We start from the raw sequence: 15,026 nt of genomic DNA on the forward strand, positions 1-15,026 counted from the left end.
ATGTCAGTTCAGCGCAGAACGACGACGGGCGCGCTCGCCGCGCTCACCGCTCTCGCTCTCACCATGGCCGGCTGCGGCTCGGACGAGCCGTCCGGCGCGGATGCCAAGAACATCACGCTCACCATCGCAGCCAATTCCATCGTCGGCGGGAAGAACGCCGCCGGCGCCCAGTGGATCCAAGACTGGGTCATCCCCAAGTTCATCGAGGCCCAGAAGGCCAAGGGCGTCACCGCCAAGGTGACGTTCGTGCCGAGCGGCGTCGACGACGAGCAGTACAAGACCAAGCTGGCGTTGGACCTGCGCAGCAAGGCCGGTCCCGACGTCATCGCGATCGACGGCATCTGGGTCGGCGAGTTCGCCCAGGCCGGATACATCAAGCCGCTGGCCGACGTGGCCGGGTCCGGTGTGGACTCGTGGGAGGGCTGGAGCCAGATCCCGCAGTCCGTGCAGGGCCTCGGCACCTTCGAGGGCAAGAAGTACGGTGTACCGCAGGGCACCGACGGCCGGGTGCTCTACTTCAACAAGAAGCTGTTCGCTCAGGCGGGCCTGCCGGCCGACTGGCAGCCCAAGTCCTGGCAGGACATCCTCGACGCGGGGGCCAAGCTCAAGACCATCCCCGGCGTCACCCCGATCCAGATCAACGCGGGCACCGCCATGGGCGAGGCCACCTCCATGCAGGGCGCGTTGCCGCTGCTCGTGGGCGCGGGCGGGGAGATCTGGAAGGACGGCAAGTGGTCCGGCGCGACCCAGCCCGTCAAGGACACGCTCGAGTTCTACTCCAAGGTGTATGGCGGCGGCCTCGGCGACCCGAAGCTGCAGCAGGAGGCCAAGGGCCGGGACAAGTCCTTCGAGATGTTCGCCGCGGGCAAGATCGGCATCCTCGGCGAAGGCGACTACTTCTGGCGCAGCGTCGTCGAGCCCACGAAGGGCATCGCGAAGATGGCCGACCGCGACGCCACCGTCGGGTACGCGATGATCCCCGCCAAGCAGCCCGGGGCGGGTATCCGGGGCCAGGACTTCGTCAGCATGTCCGGCGGCGGCGTACGCGTCGTGAACCCCAACAGCAAGTACCCGGCGCAGGCCTGGGAACTGCTGTCGTTCATGAGCTCGGCCGAGGCGGTCAAGTCCGAGCTGGCCGGGGCCGCCCGGATCACCGCCCGGATGGACGTCAACAAAGACGTACTCTCCGCCGACCCGATGCTCAGCTTCGTGTCGCAGAAGGTGCTGCCGGTGACGGCGTACCGGCCGCCGCTGGCGGTGTATCCGCAGGTGTCGGTGGCGTTGCAGGAGGCGACCGCCGCGGTCGTGTCCGGCAAGAGCCCGGCCGACGCCGCAGCGGAATATCAGAAGAAGGTTGAGGGGATCGTCGGTGGTGCAGGCAACGTCCAGTCCTGACACGACCTCCGACGTCGGCACCGAAGCAGTTCCGGGGGCGCGCCACGACGGCGCGTCCCCGGACGCCGCCGGGCTCGGCCGCGCCCGTGCCGCCGCGTTCGTGGTGCCCAGCATGGTGCTCATCGTGCTGTTCCTCGTTCTACCGGCGGCCTGGACGATCTATCTCGGCGTTACGAACTACCGGCTGACCGGGCTCGCCGCCGCGCATCCGGAGATCGTCGGCCTCGACAATTACACGACCGCGCTGGGCGACGACCGGTTCCTGACCTCGCTGGGCCTGACCTTGCAGTTCGTCCTCGGCTCGGCGGTGATCGGGCAGGCCTTCCTCGGCTTCGCCATCGCCTGGACGCTGCGCGACCGCCGTGGCCCGATGCGGCGCGTCGTCGAGGCGTTCGTGCTGCTGGCCTGGATCCTGCCGGGTTCAGTGGTGGCGTTCCTGTGGATCGCGCTGCTCGACCGCGACGCCGGCACGCTCAACGCCGTGCTGCATACGCCGGGCGCGGCTTGGCTGCTGGATCATCCGATGCTGTCGATCATCGTGTTCAACACCTGGCGGGGCACCGCGTTCTCGATGATGCTCTACAGCGCCGCGCTCGGGAACGTCCCGCCGTCACATCTGGAGACCGCGAAACTGGCCGGGGCCAACACCTGGCAACAACTGCGGGACGTGGTGTTCCCGCGTATTCGCGGGCACATCCTGACCAACCTGCTGCTGATCAGCCTGTGGACGTTCAACGACTTCTCGCCGTATCTGATCACCGCGGGCGGGCCGGAGCAGAAGTCGGAGATCCTCGCGGTCTACGTCTACAAGGTGGCCCTGTCCGGTGGTCAGCTCGGCTTCGGGTCGGCGATCTCGTTCCTGATGTTGCTGATCAACCTCGTCCTCGCCCTGGTCTACCTGCGGATGTTGGGACGCCGGAAGGAGGAGGCGTGAACACCACCGTCAGCCACCTGCTCGGCCGGATCGGCCGCTACGTCTTCCTCAGCGCGGTCCTCGGGTTCTTCGCGATTCCGTTGCTGTGGCTGGCGACCGCGCCGTTCGACAGCACGCCGAAGATCACGACGTCGATGCCCGACTTCGCGCTGGACAACTTCCGGGCGTTGCTGGACAACCCCTATGCCGTGGAGTCACTGCTGAACTCGGTCTGGCTGGCCGGTGGCACGGCGATCCTGGTCGTCGTGTTCGCCGCCCTGGCCGCGTACGCGTTGAGCCGGGTCCGCATCCCCGGCCGGGACGCCCTGCTCTACGGCCTGCTGCTGCTCTCGTCGATCGTGACGGGGACGGCGACCATGGTGCCGCTGTTCGAGCTGGCGTTCCGGCTGAACCTGATCGACTCCCGGCTCGGCGTCATCCTGATCATGTCAGGTGGGCTGCTCCCGGCGGCGATCTTCATCCTCAAGGACTTCATGGACTCCACGCCGACCTCGTACGAGGAGTCGGCGCGCGTGTTCGGGGCCAGCCCGCTGCAGATCGTGCGGCACATCGTGGTGCCCGTCGTCCGGCCGGGCCTAGCCACCGTCGCGGTGTGGGCGGTCGCCAACGTGTGGGGCAACTTCCTGGTGCCGTACCTGCTGCTGCGCAGCCCGGACAAGGCTCCGGCGGCGGTCATCATGTACACCCTCTACACCGAGGGCGGGCAGGCCGACCTGCGGCTGCTCTCGACGTTCTCGCTGCTCTACTCGCTGCCGGTCGTGCTCATGTTCATCTTCGTGAGCACCCGCTACGGCTTCCGCTTCCACGGAGGGATCAAACGCTGATGGCCGCCATCACCATGAGCGGGCTGACCAAGGTCTACCCCAACGGCGTACGCGCGCTGAACGCCCTCGATCTGCAGATCGCCGACGGCGAGTTCTTCGCCCTGCTCGGCCCGTCCGGCTGCGGCAAGACGACGTTGCTGCGCACCATCGCCGGGCTGGAGGTCGCCTCCGGCGGCACCGTCCAGATCGGAGACACCGACGTCACCGGCCTACCGCCCGGCCGGCGCGACGTCGCGATGGTGTTCCAGGATTACGCCCTCTTCCCGCACATGAGCGTCCGCGACAACATCGCGTACCCGTTGCGCATCAAGAAGGTGGATCGGCGGACCCGGCACGGCAAGGCGGCCGAGACGGCCGACGGCCTGGGCCTGGCCGAGCTGCTGGAGCGGCGGCCGGCGCAACTGTCCGGCGGGCAGCAGCAGCGGGTCGCGCTCGCGCGAGCGATGGCCTACACGCCGCAGGTGTTCCTGCTGGACGAGCCGCTGTCGAACCTGGACGCGCGACTGCGGCTGGAGGCTCGGACGTTCCTCAAGCGCTTGCAGCGTGACCTCGGCGTGACGACGGTGTTCGTCACCCACGACCAGGCCGAGGCGCTCGCGTTGGCCGACCGGATCGCCGTGATGCAGGGCGGGCGCATCCGCCAGGTGGGTACGCCTGTCGAAGTCTTCCGCCGCCCGGCGAACACCTTCGTGGCGGGGTTCATCGGCTCGACCCCGATGAACCTGATCCCCGCGACCGTCCGCGACGGCGGCATCGACGTTGCGGGGGCGGTGCTGCCGATCCCGGAGACGGCCGGTGAAGTGACCCCAGGGGAGAGCATCACCTACGGCGTACGCCCGGAGTATCTCGACTATTCGCCGGCCGAACGCGCAGGCGCGCTGTCGGGCGAAGTCGTCGTGGTGGAGAATCTCGGCAGTTCGTCCCTGGTCAGCCTCGATCTGCCCGGTGACGCCGGTACGGTGCAAGTCGTGGTGCCCGAAGGTGACGAACCGCAGCCCGGCGACCGCGGCTGGGTCGTGCCCAAGGCTGGACGAGCCCTGCTGTACCGCGACGACGAGCTGGTCGCCGCGCCGATTCCCGCCCAGCCCGCCGGTGCGAACCGATGACGGTGCAACGCGGGCGCTGGACGATGGAGGACCGCGCCGAGCAGATCATGCGCTCGGTCCCCGTCGAGGTTCCGCCCGGCGCCGCGGAGTTGACCGTCGAGTTGGCGTACGACCGAAGCCGGGGGGTGCTCGACCTCGGGTGTGAGGGACCGAACGGCTTCCGCGGCTGGTCGGGCGGGGCGCGGGAGCGCTACACGATCACCCCCGGCTGGGCCACGCCGGGATACCTGCCCGGTGACCTCGAACCCGGGGTGTGGCACGTTCTCCTTCGGCTGCATCGCGTACCGGTGGACGGGCTCGACTTCACCGTTACCGCCACGACATCGGACAAATCGCCGCCCGCGACGAAACAAGAAGGCCCGCCGAGAGCCGAGCGAGGCCCGCGCAGGGAACTTCCAACCGTGGACGGACAGCAGTGGCTGGCAGGCGATCTGCACTCGCACACCGTCCACAGTGACGGGATCTCGACCGTCCCCGAGCTGGCGGCGCTCGCGGTCACCAGGGGACTGGACTTCCTCGCGATCACCGACCACAACACGGTCAGCCACCATCCGGAGCTGACCGCTGCGGGCGCGTACCACGGGATCGCCCTGATTCCGGGGCAGGAGGTCACCACCGACCGCGGGCACGCCAACGCCTGGGGCGCCATCGGCTGGGTCGACTTCCGGCAGCCGGTCGACGAGTGGATCGCCGCAGTCGAGCGCGACGGCGGCATTCTGTCGATCAACCATCCGCTCGGCGGCGACTGCGCGTGGCGTCAGCCCGTCAGCGCGCGGCCCCGGCACGCGGAGGTCTGGCACTCGGGCTGGTTCGACCGGACGTGGGGCGCCCCACTGGCCTGGGCCGACGCCTGGCGGCCGGACGTCATCCCGGTCGGCGGGAGCGACTATCACCGGCCCGGCAACGACGGGCTGCCGGGCAACCCCACCACGTGGGTGCTCGCTGACGAGGGTGACGTCCTCGGTGGGCTCAAGGCGGGGCGCGTCGCGATCAACGCCGGTCCCGCCGAGCCGCTGCTGATCCGGCTCGGCGACGAACTGCTCGCCCTCGATGCCGACGGCACAGTCCTGATCTGCCCCAGCGGCGCGCGGACAGTGATCCGCGGCGACCGCGCGCTACTCAAGGCCGAGGACGGCCTGCACATCCTCGAAACCGCCACAACGGAGGTCGTCGCGCTGTGTCTCTGAACAGCCAGTCGGTGAGGATCGCCAACGCACCCTGCAACTTCGGGATCTACTCCCTCGACTCGCCGATCGTCGACCCGGACACGCTGCTCGCCGAGCTTTCGGCGGCCGGGTACACCGGGATCGACTCCGGTCCGATCGGCTATCTCGGCACCGGCTCGGACCTCGTAGAGCGGCTGGCCCGGCACGGCATGCAGCTCGCCGGCGGCTGGGTCGACCTGCGCTACGGCGACGCCGACGGCTTCGCGGCCGATCTGTCCAACTTGGACGCCGCGCTCGACGTGTTCGCTGCTGCCGCGCAGGTCAATTCAGCCGGCGACGACGACCGGTTCGCTCCCCGGCCGACGCTCGCCTGCCCCGCCAATCCCATCCGGTTCGCTGCTCCCGGCGTACCCGTGGCAGACGACGCGGCCTTGCCCGAATCGGCCTGGACCGCCTTCGCGGACCGGGTCCAGCAGGCCGCGGACCGATGCCGGGCGCGCGGTCTGGAGCCGGTCTTCCACTATCACCTCGGCACGGACATCGAGACGGGCGACGAGGCCGATCGATTGCTCGCGCTGACCGACATCTCGATCTGCCTGGACACCGGCCATCTCACCCTCGCCGGCGGCGACGCGGTGGCCGCGGTCCGCCACTGGGGTCCGCGCATCAAACAGGTCCACGTCAAAGACGCGGACCGTCTCGTTCATCATCGGGTACGCGAAGAAGGGGCGGACTTGTCAGCGATGGTGAGAGCCGGTGGATTCCCGGCGATCGGCCAGGGCGACGTCGATCTCCCGGCGGTGCTGGCCGAACTGACCGAGATCGGTTACACCGGTTGGCTCGTCGTGGAGCAGGACGCGCCCGGAACCGGTCAGGATCTCGATCGCATCCTCGCCGACCAGCGCGCCAACCGGGCTCAGCTCGCCGCGTGGGGGCTGCGATGATCCGGGTTGCCGTCGCCGGGCTGGGCGCGATCGCGCGTACGGCGCATCTGCCGATGCTGGCCCGGCGGTCCGACCTGTTCTCCGTCGCCGCCGTCAGTGATCTGTCGCCGACCGCGCTCGCCGAGTTCGACGTTCCTGCGTACGCCGACGCAGCGGACATGATCGCCGCAGGCGGGTTCGACGCGATCCTGCTGCTGACCTCGGGTTCGCACGGAGAGCTGGCCGGTCAGGCGCTCGCGGCCGGGCTGCCGGTGTTCTGTGAGAAGCCGCTCGCGCTCACCCGCGCCGAAGTGGCGCAGTTACCCGAGGCGGATCGGCTCATGGTCGGCTACATGAAGCAGTACGACCCAGCGGTGGAACGGGCGCTCGAAGAGCTGGACCGGATCGGCGGACCGGCGGCGGTGCACCACGTCGACGTGAGCGTCCTGCACCCGAGCGGCGATTCGCAGCTCGCCTTCGCTCACCTGCCCACGTTCTCGGACGTCCCGGCTTCGGCGGTCGCCTTGCTCCGGGCCCGCGATGGCGACCTCGTACGCGCGGCCGTCGGCGACGATCCAGGTGCACAGGGTCTCTATCGCATCCTCGTCAACAGCCTCAGTCACGACCTGTCCCTGCTGCGGCTGTTCACCGGCGCGCCCGCGACCGTCGACCACGCCACGACCTGGGTACGCAAAGACGTGCCCGAGCCGTCCGTCGAGGTCACCGGCGACCTGCCCGAAGGCGGGCGCTTCACGCTGCACTGGCACTACCTGCCGGACTATCCGGCGTACCGGGAGACCGTGACGCTGCACCACGAACGCGGCTCGCTCGAACTCGTCTTCCCGTCGCCGTACCTGATGAACGCGCCGACTCAGCTGACCATTGTGGACGGAGCGTTCCGGTCGGTCTTCACGAGCGTCGACGAAGCCTTCGAACGGGAACTCGTCGCCTTCCACTCGCTCGTGACCTCCGGTACGCCACCGAGGACCGGCGCCGAGGGCGGCCTGTCCGACCTGATCACCAGCCAGCGCATCGTCCGCGCGTCCGCCCATCCCGTCTCCGGAGAGGCCACTTCCGCATGACGCCCACTTCCTCGACGACGCAGATCATCGTCGTGCCGCATACGCATTGGGATCGTGAGTGGTACGAGCCGTTCCAGCGGTTCCGGCTGCGCCTGGTGGCGTTGCTCGACGACGTGTTCGACCGGATGGCCGCCGACCCTCGGCAACGATTCACTCTGGACGGGCAGATGGCCGCCGTCGACGACTACCTCGAAGTACGCCCTGATCGTAAAGAGCAGGTGCGCGCGCTGGTCGAGAACGGGCAACTGTCGGTCGGCCCGTGGCAGATCCTGCTCGACGAGTTCCTCTGCTCCGGCGAGAACATCGTCCGCAACCTCGAACGGGGTCTCAACCGCGCCGAAGAACTCGGCGCAGCGCTGCCGGTCGGCTACCTGCCCGACATGTTCGGCCACATCGCGCAGATGCCGCAGATCCTGGCCGGCGCCGGGCTCGCCCACGCCTGTGTCTTCCGGGGCGTACCGGGGTCGCTGGAGCAGCACGCGTTCGGCTGGGAGGCCCCGGACGGCACGGTCATCCGCACCGAGTACCTCCCCGGCGGCTACGGCAACGCCGCTTCGCTCACCGCCTCGCCGCCGCTCGTCGCCGCGCGGGCGGAGGAACTCGCTTCGTATTTGCGCGCCTGGTGGCCGGAAAACGGGCCGATGCTGGGCATGTACGGAACTGACCATGCAGCCCCGGCTGCCGACGTCGCCGACCTGCTCGCCCGGGCATCCAAGGAGACGGGGATCGACCTGCGCCTCGGTACGCTGGCCGAGTACTTCGCCACGCAGTCCACCCGGTTCGAAGGGCTGCCCCGGATCACCGGCGAGCTGCGGTCCCACTCCCGCGCGAACATCCTGCCCGGGGTCATCTCTGTGCGTACCCCTCTGAAACGGGCGATGGGACGCGCGGAGCGGGCGGTGGAGCGCCACGCCGAGCCGCTCGCGGCGTTGTGGCACGACGGGCCGCCAGTGCAGGGTTTCCTGGACATGGCCTGGAGCCGGCTGATCGACGCGTCGTGCCACGACTCGGTGACCGGCTGCGGCTGCGACGAGACCGCGGTGCAGGTGGCCGCGCGGCTTGCCGAGGCCGATCAGCTGGCCCGGGCGGTCGTGGATCTGGCCGGGGCGAGCCTGGCCGCGGCCGTCCCGAACGACGGATACGCCATCTGGAACCCCTCGCCGTTCCCACGGACGTCCTTGGTTTCGCTCGACATTCCGTCGTCTTCCTCACTGGTGACCGGCGACGGTACGCCGGTGCCGATCCAGGTTCTCGCCGACGGGCCGTCCGTGCTCGCTTCGGATGACCTCGACGGCCCTTCCGAGATCGCGAAGGGCTTGCGGCGCATCCACGGCATCGAGCTGTACGGGCAGGAGATCACCAAGTGGGAGCTGGTCGGCGACGAGCTGACCTTCCACGTGGCCCGGCATGGCGATCCGTCGTTCAGCCTCGACGCCGTGTGGGCCGCCATTTCCGGCCTGGCCTCGGTCCGGATGCGGATCGTCGCCGCTCCGCGTTCCGTTGTCGCCGCCTGTGTCACCGTTCCGGCCCTTGGGCATGTCTCGGTGCGGCCCTCCTCATCGGCTGCCGTTGCAGATGCGCCGGTGTCGGTCGATGGGTCCATTCTGGACAACGGGCTGCTGCGGTTCAACGTCGCCGACATCGGGCTGATCGTCGACGGCGGGGATGTCGGGGACAGTTACAACTACTCGCCGCCCGCGTCTGACCTGCTGGTCTCGTCGCCGGCTTCCACTTCGGTCTCGGTGGAATCGGCCGGACCATTGGCTGCAGTGGCTCTTGTGACCAGGGTCTACGAGTGGCCCGTCGCCGCGTCGTCACCCACTCCGGTCAGCCCGGTCGTGGTCGCCGCCGCGCCACCGGCCCCCGCCCGGTCCGCCACGCTGGTCCCGGTGACGGTGGTGACCCGGGTCGAACTCCGGGTCGGCGAAACGTTCGTGCGCCTGACGATCAGCTTCGACAACCCGTGCTCGGATCATCGCGTACGCCTTCACCTGCCCTTCTTCGGCGCGTCGGATTCGCACGCGGAGGGGCAGTTCGCGGTGGTCTCCCGCTCTTCCGACTCAGTCGAGGGCGGTGGTGGGGAGTATCCGTTGCCGACGTTCCCCGCGTCGGGCTTCGTCGTGGCGGGCTCGACCGCCGCGCTGTTGACTCAGCCCACGGAGTACGAAGTAGTCGACGGCCACCTCGCGATCACGCTGCTGCGTTCGGTCGGCATGCTGTCCCGGAACATCGTCGCGTTGCGGGACGAGCCGGCCGGGCCGCAGTTGCCTGCGCCGCAAGCCCAATGCCATGGGCCTATCACGTTCGACCTGGCGGTCATGCCCATCCGGGAGTCGTGGGACCGGGCGGGCGTGGCCACGGCGGCCGAGGTCTATCGGCATTCGCTGCTCGCGTTCCCGGGGACCGCTGCGTCGTCCGCTTCGCTGCCTCCTTCGGCTACCGGGTTGTCCTTGTCCGGCGACGGCGTTGTCATGACCTCGCTTCGCTCGCGCTCCTCTTGTGTCGAGGTACGCGTCGTGTGCCTGCGGCCCTCGCCGTCCACCGCTGTCGTGTCCTTGCCTGGTCTGTCGGCGGCCTGGCTGGCTGACCTGCGGGGGCGGCGGGGGTCGGCATTGGACGTCGGCGCGGACGGCTCGGTTCGGGTGGACTTGCGGGGGTTCGAGATCGCTACGCTTCAGCTTTCGGTCTGACGGTTCGGTGGTACGCCATGCACGCTTCCTGTCATCGGAAGGGTGCACGGCGTACCACCCGTTGTGGCCTCACACTTGACCCTCACGCTTGACCCTCACGCGACGTGAGTCCCTACCGTCGTACGCATGAAGATCACGGTTATGGATACGCCCCGGGCGATGCTGGAGATCCTGGCCCGCCCGCTTTCTGAGCGCGCCGAAGAACTTCGGCGGCTCGTCGCTGCGATGTACGAGCACGTCCCGATGCCGGGCGATCCGGTCGACCTGCACCACCAGGGTGGCGGCTTCCGCGTCGACACCGACGACCCACGCTACGTTCCGGCGCTGGAGCGACTCGTCACCGACGACGTCGTCGGGCAGATCACCGTGGCGCTGGAGCAAGCGAGTGCGGCGCTGGGCGAATGGAAGCAGCCCGACGAGGTCAAGGTCCTGTTCATGCTGGGCAACCCCGACGACGAGCACCTGATGAAGGTCACCGGCGGGTACTACGGCATGGGTGGCGCGCCCGGTTGGCTCTACCTCATCGGCTGGCCCTCCGACGACGTCATCGGGCGGATCGCGTACTGCGCGGTTCACGAGCTGCACCACCAGATTCGCTACCAGAACGTTCCGTGGGTGCCGATGGTCGGCGAACACGTCGTCTCCGAAGGACTGGCCGAGGCGTTCGTCCGCGAAGTCTTCGGCCCGGCGGCGATGGGTCCCTGGTCGACGATGGTGTCCGGCTCTCCACTGGACGCTGCGTATGCGAAGACGATCGCGGCGTTCGACCTCACCGGTTACGACAAGACCGCCGCGTACGTGCTCGGCGACACGACGGCGCAGAAGTTCGGCTCCGAGCCGGTCGGCATCCCCGACATGGCCGGGTACGCAGTCGGCCTCCGCATCGTGGACGCGCACCTGGCGGCTACCGGCCTGACGGTGGCGCAGAGCACCGGCCTCACCGGCTCCGAAATCCTCGCTCGCGCCACGTGAGAACGGTACCCGCATGATCATGGTCATTTCTGCGTTGTGATAGCGACCCAGAAAATGACCATGATCTTGCTGGTGCCGGATCGGCGGGTCATCCGTTAACGCCATGGGCTTGACTGGCTGTACCCTGCCCCGCGTGGCCGACCCGAATAGCTCGACGCAGAGCCCGCTGGAGCGCGAGGCGCTGCGCTGGAATCCGCTGGCGATAGCCGCCCTAGTCGTTGCAGTTTGTGGGGCACCCGGCGGGATCGCGGCTCTGATCATGGGTGCGATGGCGTTGCGCCGCAGTAAGCGTCAACAGCAGCGCGGCAACGTTCTAGCGGTGGTGGGGATGCTGCTGGGCCTCGTCTCGATCACCCTCTCGGCCGGAGTGGTGGCGATCTGGATCAACGATCGTTCGACGGTCGTGACCGATTTGCGGCCGGGCGACTGCCTTCCGGAGATGCCTGGGATCTTGTCGATGGCCGAGTTCGAGGTCGTTTCCTGCACGGAGCTGCACGCCATGCAGGTGTACGCCGTGGCCCGGGTTCCCGACGGCAGCGAGGAGGTGGTCGCTAGCCGGGCAGAGGTGGAGTGCGTCTTCGGCCGTGAGAATCTGACGTCGCAGGCGCGCGACAACTCGCAGCTGACCTTCATGTACTTGCGAAGCGAGTTCGCGGAGAACGGCCAGGTCGCGATCTATTGTCTGGCTGGACTGGGCCGGTGGCACAAGACGGCGGAGTCCATCGTGCGCTGACGCGTGATAGGCGTCAGTAGCGCCAAAGCGTACGAGCGACGATCTCCTCCTCGGAAGCACCGTCGAAAACGGCAACCTCCCCGCGGCGTACGGCGAGAACGGTGTCGACCAGCTCAACCCCCAGCGCGGAAGCGAAAAGCGGATCGCGTTCCAAAGCGTCAGCGGCAGCGGAAAGAGAGGTGGGGAGCCGAGGAGGCGGAGAAGCGAGCGAAGCGGGATCAACCTCGACCGGCTCCGGAAGCGAAGCGCCGTCGGTAACCCCGACAATGCCCGCGGACAACAACGCGGCCAGGGCGAGGTAAGGATTGGCGGTAGCGTCGAAGCACTTGACCTCGATGTTGGCAGCCGACTCGCGTTCGCCCGGCGAACCGGTGACGAACCGCAGTGCGGCTTCCCGGTTCTCGTGCCCCCAGCACGCGTACGCCCCGGCCCAATGGGAAGGCACGAGCCGTAGGTAACTCGCGACCGACGGAGCGCCGAAAGCGAGCAGCGCCGGAAGGCGCGCGAGGATTCCCGCCACGAACGAAGAACCGACGTCGGAGAGCATCAGGTTCGCCGAGTCGCGCCACAGACTCAGGTGGATGTGGCCGCCGTTGCCGACACCGCCCGCAACCACGCGAGGCGCGAACGAAGCGCGCCGCCCGAAAGAAGCACTTACCGCACGGATCGTTTCGCGTACCAGCACCAGCATGTCGGCTGCGCCGACCGGGTCCAGCGGCGAGAAGGACACCTCGAACTGGCCGGGCGAGTACTCCGGGTGCAGCTGCTCGACCAGGACGTTCTCCGCGATCAACGCCTCCATCAGCGTACGCAGATAGTCGGAGTGCTCGACGACCCGAGCCATCCCATAGGCCGGGAGCGAATCGGACGGAGTGACGCACCACTCGACCTCGAACCCCGCCCGCACGGTGAACCCCTGATCAGCGAGCTTCCCGACAACCCTCTCGAGTACGCCACGCGCGTCCTGCGGATGCCGGTCGCGGTTCTGGTCGTACCGATCGGCCGGTGCCCACGCCCACCCCGGCTGCCCCGCGAGAACGGTCAGTTTCCGCAGGTCCGGGACGAGCCGCAGGTCGCCGACCGGCCCTCCGGCGTACTGTCCGAGCACGGACGAGTCGTCGACGAGGAACGTGTCGAAGACCGGCGACGCGCCGACGCCCCACTGCGCCGCATGCGCCAGCCGCCCGACCGGAATGCCCTTCATCCGCGTGATGCCGCTGTTGTCCACCCAGGTCAACGCGACAACGGCGACATTGCGCGCAGTCAGCTCGGCGGCCAGGTCGTCCGGATTGGTCACAGAAGCGAACCTACCGGCAAATCGCCGGACCTTCCGGCAAGCTAGTGAGGTGCGCGAATCCGTGGCGGCTCTGCCGCTGACCGATCACCATTGTCACGGCGTCGTCCGGCGCGATCTCGACGCCGCCGAGTTCGCCGGCCGCCTCACCGAAGGCCCGCGCGGCGCATGGGACTCGCTGCTCGGCTTCGCGGTGCGCGACCATTGCGCCCCGCTGCTCGACCTGCCCGCGCATGCCCCGGCCGCGGACTACCTCGATCGCCGCGCCTCGCTCGGCCACGCCGAGGTCACGGCCCGCTTCCTGGCCGCGGCGAACCTCGGCGCCCTCTGCATCGACACCGGCTACACGCCCGAACCCCTGCTCACCCCGCAAGAGCTCGGCGCCGCGGCGGGTGCGGCCGCTCATGAAGTGGTACGCCTAGAGCAGCTCGCGGAGCAGCTGCTCACAAGCGGGGTGGATGCGATGGGTTTCGCGACGGCGGTCCGGGAGAAGCTCGCCGGCCGCGCCCGGGATGCCGTCGCAGCCAAATCCGTCGTCGCGTACCGCATGGGCTTGTCGATGAATCCCCAGCGCCCCACGGACAGCGAGGTGACCGCGGCGGCCGGCCTGATGCTGGCCACCATCGGCCGGGGCGGACCCGCGCGGATTGCCGACGAGACGCTGCACCGCTTCCTGATCTGGACCGCCGTCGACCTCGGTATGCCCCTGCAGCTCCACACTGGATTCGGCGACCCGGACCTGAACCTGCACCAGACCAACCCGGCGCTGCTCACGTCGCTGCTCCGCGCGATCGAACCGACCGGCGTGCCGGTACTTTTGCTGCACACCTACCCGTACCACCGGGAGGCCGGCTACCTGACGCAAGCGTTCGACAACGTCTACTTCGACGTCGGACTCGCCCTGCACAACGTCGGCTCCCGAGCGACCGCCGTACTAGCCGAAGCGCTCGAACTCGCCCCCTTCACGAAGATGCTCTACTCCTCCGACGCGTACGCCCTCCCCGAGCACTACTACCTCGCCGCGACGATGTTCCGCCAAGCGCTGTCGGCATTCCTCGCCGAGTTCTCCGACACCGACGCGACCCGCATCGCGCACCTCATCGGCGTCGACAACGCCACCCGCGTCTACAACCTCCCCCATTAGCACCAGATCACGGTTACGCATGTCATCCCGCCCGGGTTTAGCCTGCGTAACCCTGATCCGCAGGGTTGGGCGGAGCCAGCCGTCCCAGGAGAGCCCCGCGTCATACCCTGTCCCCATGCGGGAGCCAATCTTGACCGTCACCTTCAGCCATGACCAGGCTCTCGTCCTGTCGGACTGGCTGTATCGCGTCATCGGGAGCCCAGCCTTCGACTCGTTCGTCGCCGACGATCCATCAGTCTGGTCCAGCCTCTATCAGCTCGACGGCGCGCTTGAGACGACGGTGCCGGAGATCTTCGCGGCGGACTACGGCGAGCGTCTGGGGGCAGCGCGTCGACGTCTGCTCGACGGCCCGTCACGACCGATACGCCGTCCGCGGCCGACGAGCATGGTGGCCGACGCGACCGAGTCCACCGAGCGCACGATCGAGAACTGGATCCGCGAGGACAATGTGATGGCGACGTTGGAGCACCTCAGCTCTCTCATCGGCTACCCGTACGACGGGGCTGACGAAGATGCCCTGATCGGCGCGCTCGACGAGACTGACGACGAGACTGACCGGTGGTTTGAGTACCCGCTGTGCGGCTCGCAGGTCCTGACCGTACGACTGGCTCAGGCTGTCGGAGGCGCAGTGGTGTCGATTCAGGTCTCCGGAGTGATGGACGAGGTTCTGGCCGCCCGAGTCGAGACGGTGCTCGATCTGTTGTAGCCCGTACGCGCGGTGGCCCGCTCGGGGGATGCCTCGAACGCGGCGATAGGGCACAGT

13 protein-coding genes are annotated in these 15,026 nt (G+C 68.5%); 12 read left to right on the forward strand and 1 reads right to left on the reverse strand.

The genetic code is table 11. The annotated features are described in order from the left end of the window. The 10 genes from HOV77_RS16685 to HOV77_RS16730 all read left to right on the forward strand — a co-directional run bounded on the left by HOV77_RS16685 (position 1) and on the right by HOV77_RS16730 (position 11,825). Entirely contained in the window at positions 1–1,395 is a 1,395-nt protein-coding gene (locus HOV77_RS16685) for an extracellular solute-binding protein (RefSeq protein WP_290863253.1), read from the forward strand. After that, complete coding sequence (locus HOV77_RS16690; RefSeq protein WP_290863255.1) at positions 1,370–2,329, forward strand: sugar ABC transporter permease; 960 nt, start codon at positions 1,370–1,372, stop codon at positions 2,327–2,329. Before HOV77_RS16685 ends, HOV77_RS16690 begins: the two co-directional genes overlap by 26 nt. Continuing rightward, positions 2,326–3,153 (forward strand): carbohydrate ABC transporter permease, encoded by an 828-nt coding sequence (locus tag HOV77_RS16695; RefSeq protein ID WP_290863257.1) that lies wholly within the window; start codon positions 2,326–2,328, stop codon positions 3,151–3,153. Before HOV77_RS16690 ends, HOV77_RS16695 begins: the two co-directional genes overlap by 4 nt. Beyond that, positions 3,153–4,259, forward strand: coding sequence for an ABC transporter ATP-binding protein (locus HOV77_RS16700; protein ID WP_290863259.1), 1,107 nt, complete (start codon positions 3,153–3,155; stop codon positions 4,257–4,259). Before HOV77_RS16695 ends, HOV77_RS16700 begins: the two co-directional genes overlap by 1 nt. Further along, positions 4,256–5,446 (forward strand): CehA/McbA family metallohydrolase, encoded by a 1,191-nt coding sequence (locus HOV77_RS16705; protein ID WP_290863261.1) that lies wholly within the window; start codon positions 4,256–4,258, stop codon positions 5,444–5,446. The genes HOV77_RS16700 and HOV77_RS16705 overlap by 4 nt, the downstream gene beginning before the upstream one ends. A gap of 11 nt (positions 5,447–5,457) precedes the next feature. Beyond that, positions 5,458–6,369 (forward strand): sugar phosphate isomerase/epimerase, encoded by a 912-nt coding sequence (locus HOV77_RS16710; protein ID WP_290863263.1) that lies wholly within the window; start codon positions 5,458–5,460, stop codon positions 6,367–6,369. Next, entirely contained in the window at positions 6,366–7,430 is a 1,065-nt protein-coding gene (locus HOV77_RS16715; protein WP_290863265.1) for a Gfo/Idh/MocA family oxidoreductase, read from the forward strand. The genes HOV77_RS16710 and HOV77_RS16715 overlap by 4 nt, the downstream gene beginning before the upstream one ends. After that, on the forward strand, positions 7,427–10,120 hold the full coding sequence (locus HOV77_RS16720) for a hypothetical protein (protein WP_290863266.1): 2,694 nt from the start codon (positions 7,427–7,429) through the stop codon (positions 10,118–10,120). Before HOV77_RS16715 ends, HOV77_RS16720 begins: the two co-directional genes overlap by 4 nt. 126 nt (positions 10,121–10,246) lie before the next feature. Next, positions 10,247–11,092: a DUF2268 domain-containing putative Zn-dependent protease gene (locus tag HOV77_RS16725; RefSeq protein WP_290863268.1), complete on the forward strand. Its 846-nt coding sequence runs from the start codon at positions 10,247–10,249 to the stop codon at positions 11,090–11,092. 133 nt (positions 11,093–11,225) lie between these two features. Further along, positions 11,226–11,825: a DUF4190 domain-containing protein gene (locus HOV77_RS16730; RefSeq protein ID WP_290863270.1), complete on the forward strand. Its 600-nt coding sequence runs from the start codon at positions 11,226–11,228 to the stop codon at positions 11,823–11,825. 13 nt (positions 11,826–11,838) lie between these two features. On the opposite strand, the gene HOV77_RS16735 is transcribed toward HOV77_RS16730, so the two are convergent. After that, positions 11,839–13,122 carry a glutamine synthetase family protein gene (locus HOV77_RS16735; RefSeq protein ID WP_290863271.1) on the reverse strand — a complete coding sequence of 428 codons (1,284 nt, stop codon included), beginning with the start codon at positions 13,120–13,122 and terminating at the stop codon, positions 11,839–11,841. A gap of 49 nt (positions 13,123–13,171) precedes the next feature. On the opposite strand from HOV77_RS16735, the gene HOV77_RS16740 reads away from it, so the two are divergent. Both HOV77_RS16740 and HOV77_RS16745 read left to right on the forward strand, forming a co-directional pair. Beyond that, a complete protein-coding gene (locus tag HOV77_RS16740) occupies positions 13,172–14,263 on the forward strand; it encodes an amidohydrolase family protein (RefSeq protein WP_290863272.1) in 1,092 nt (363 codons plus the stop codon). A gap of 115 nt (positions 14,264–14,378) precedes the next feature. Further along, entirely contained in the window at positions 14,379–14,969 is a 591-nt protein-coding gene (locus HOV77_RS16745; RefSeq protein WP_290863273.1) for a hypothetical protein, read from the forward strand. Positions 14,970–15,026: the final 57 nt, after the last annotated feature.

Source organism: Hamadaea sp., assembly GCF_013362815.1.
GTDB lineage: Bacteria > Actinomycetota > Actinomycetes > Mycobacteriales > Micromonosporaceae > Hamadaea.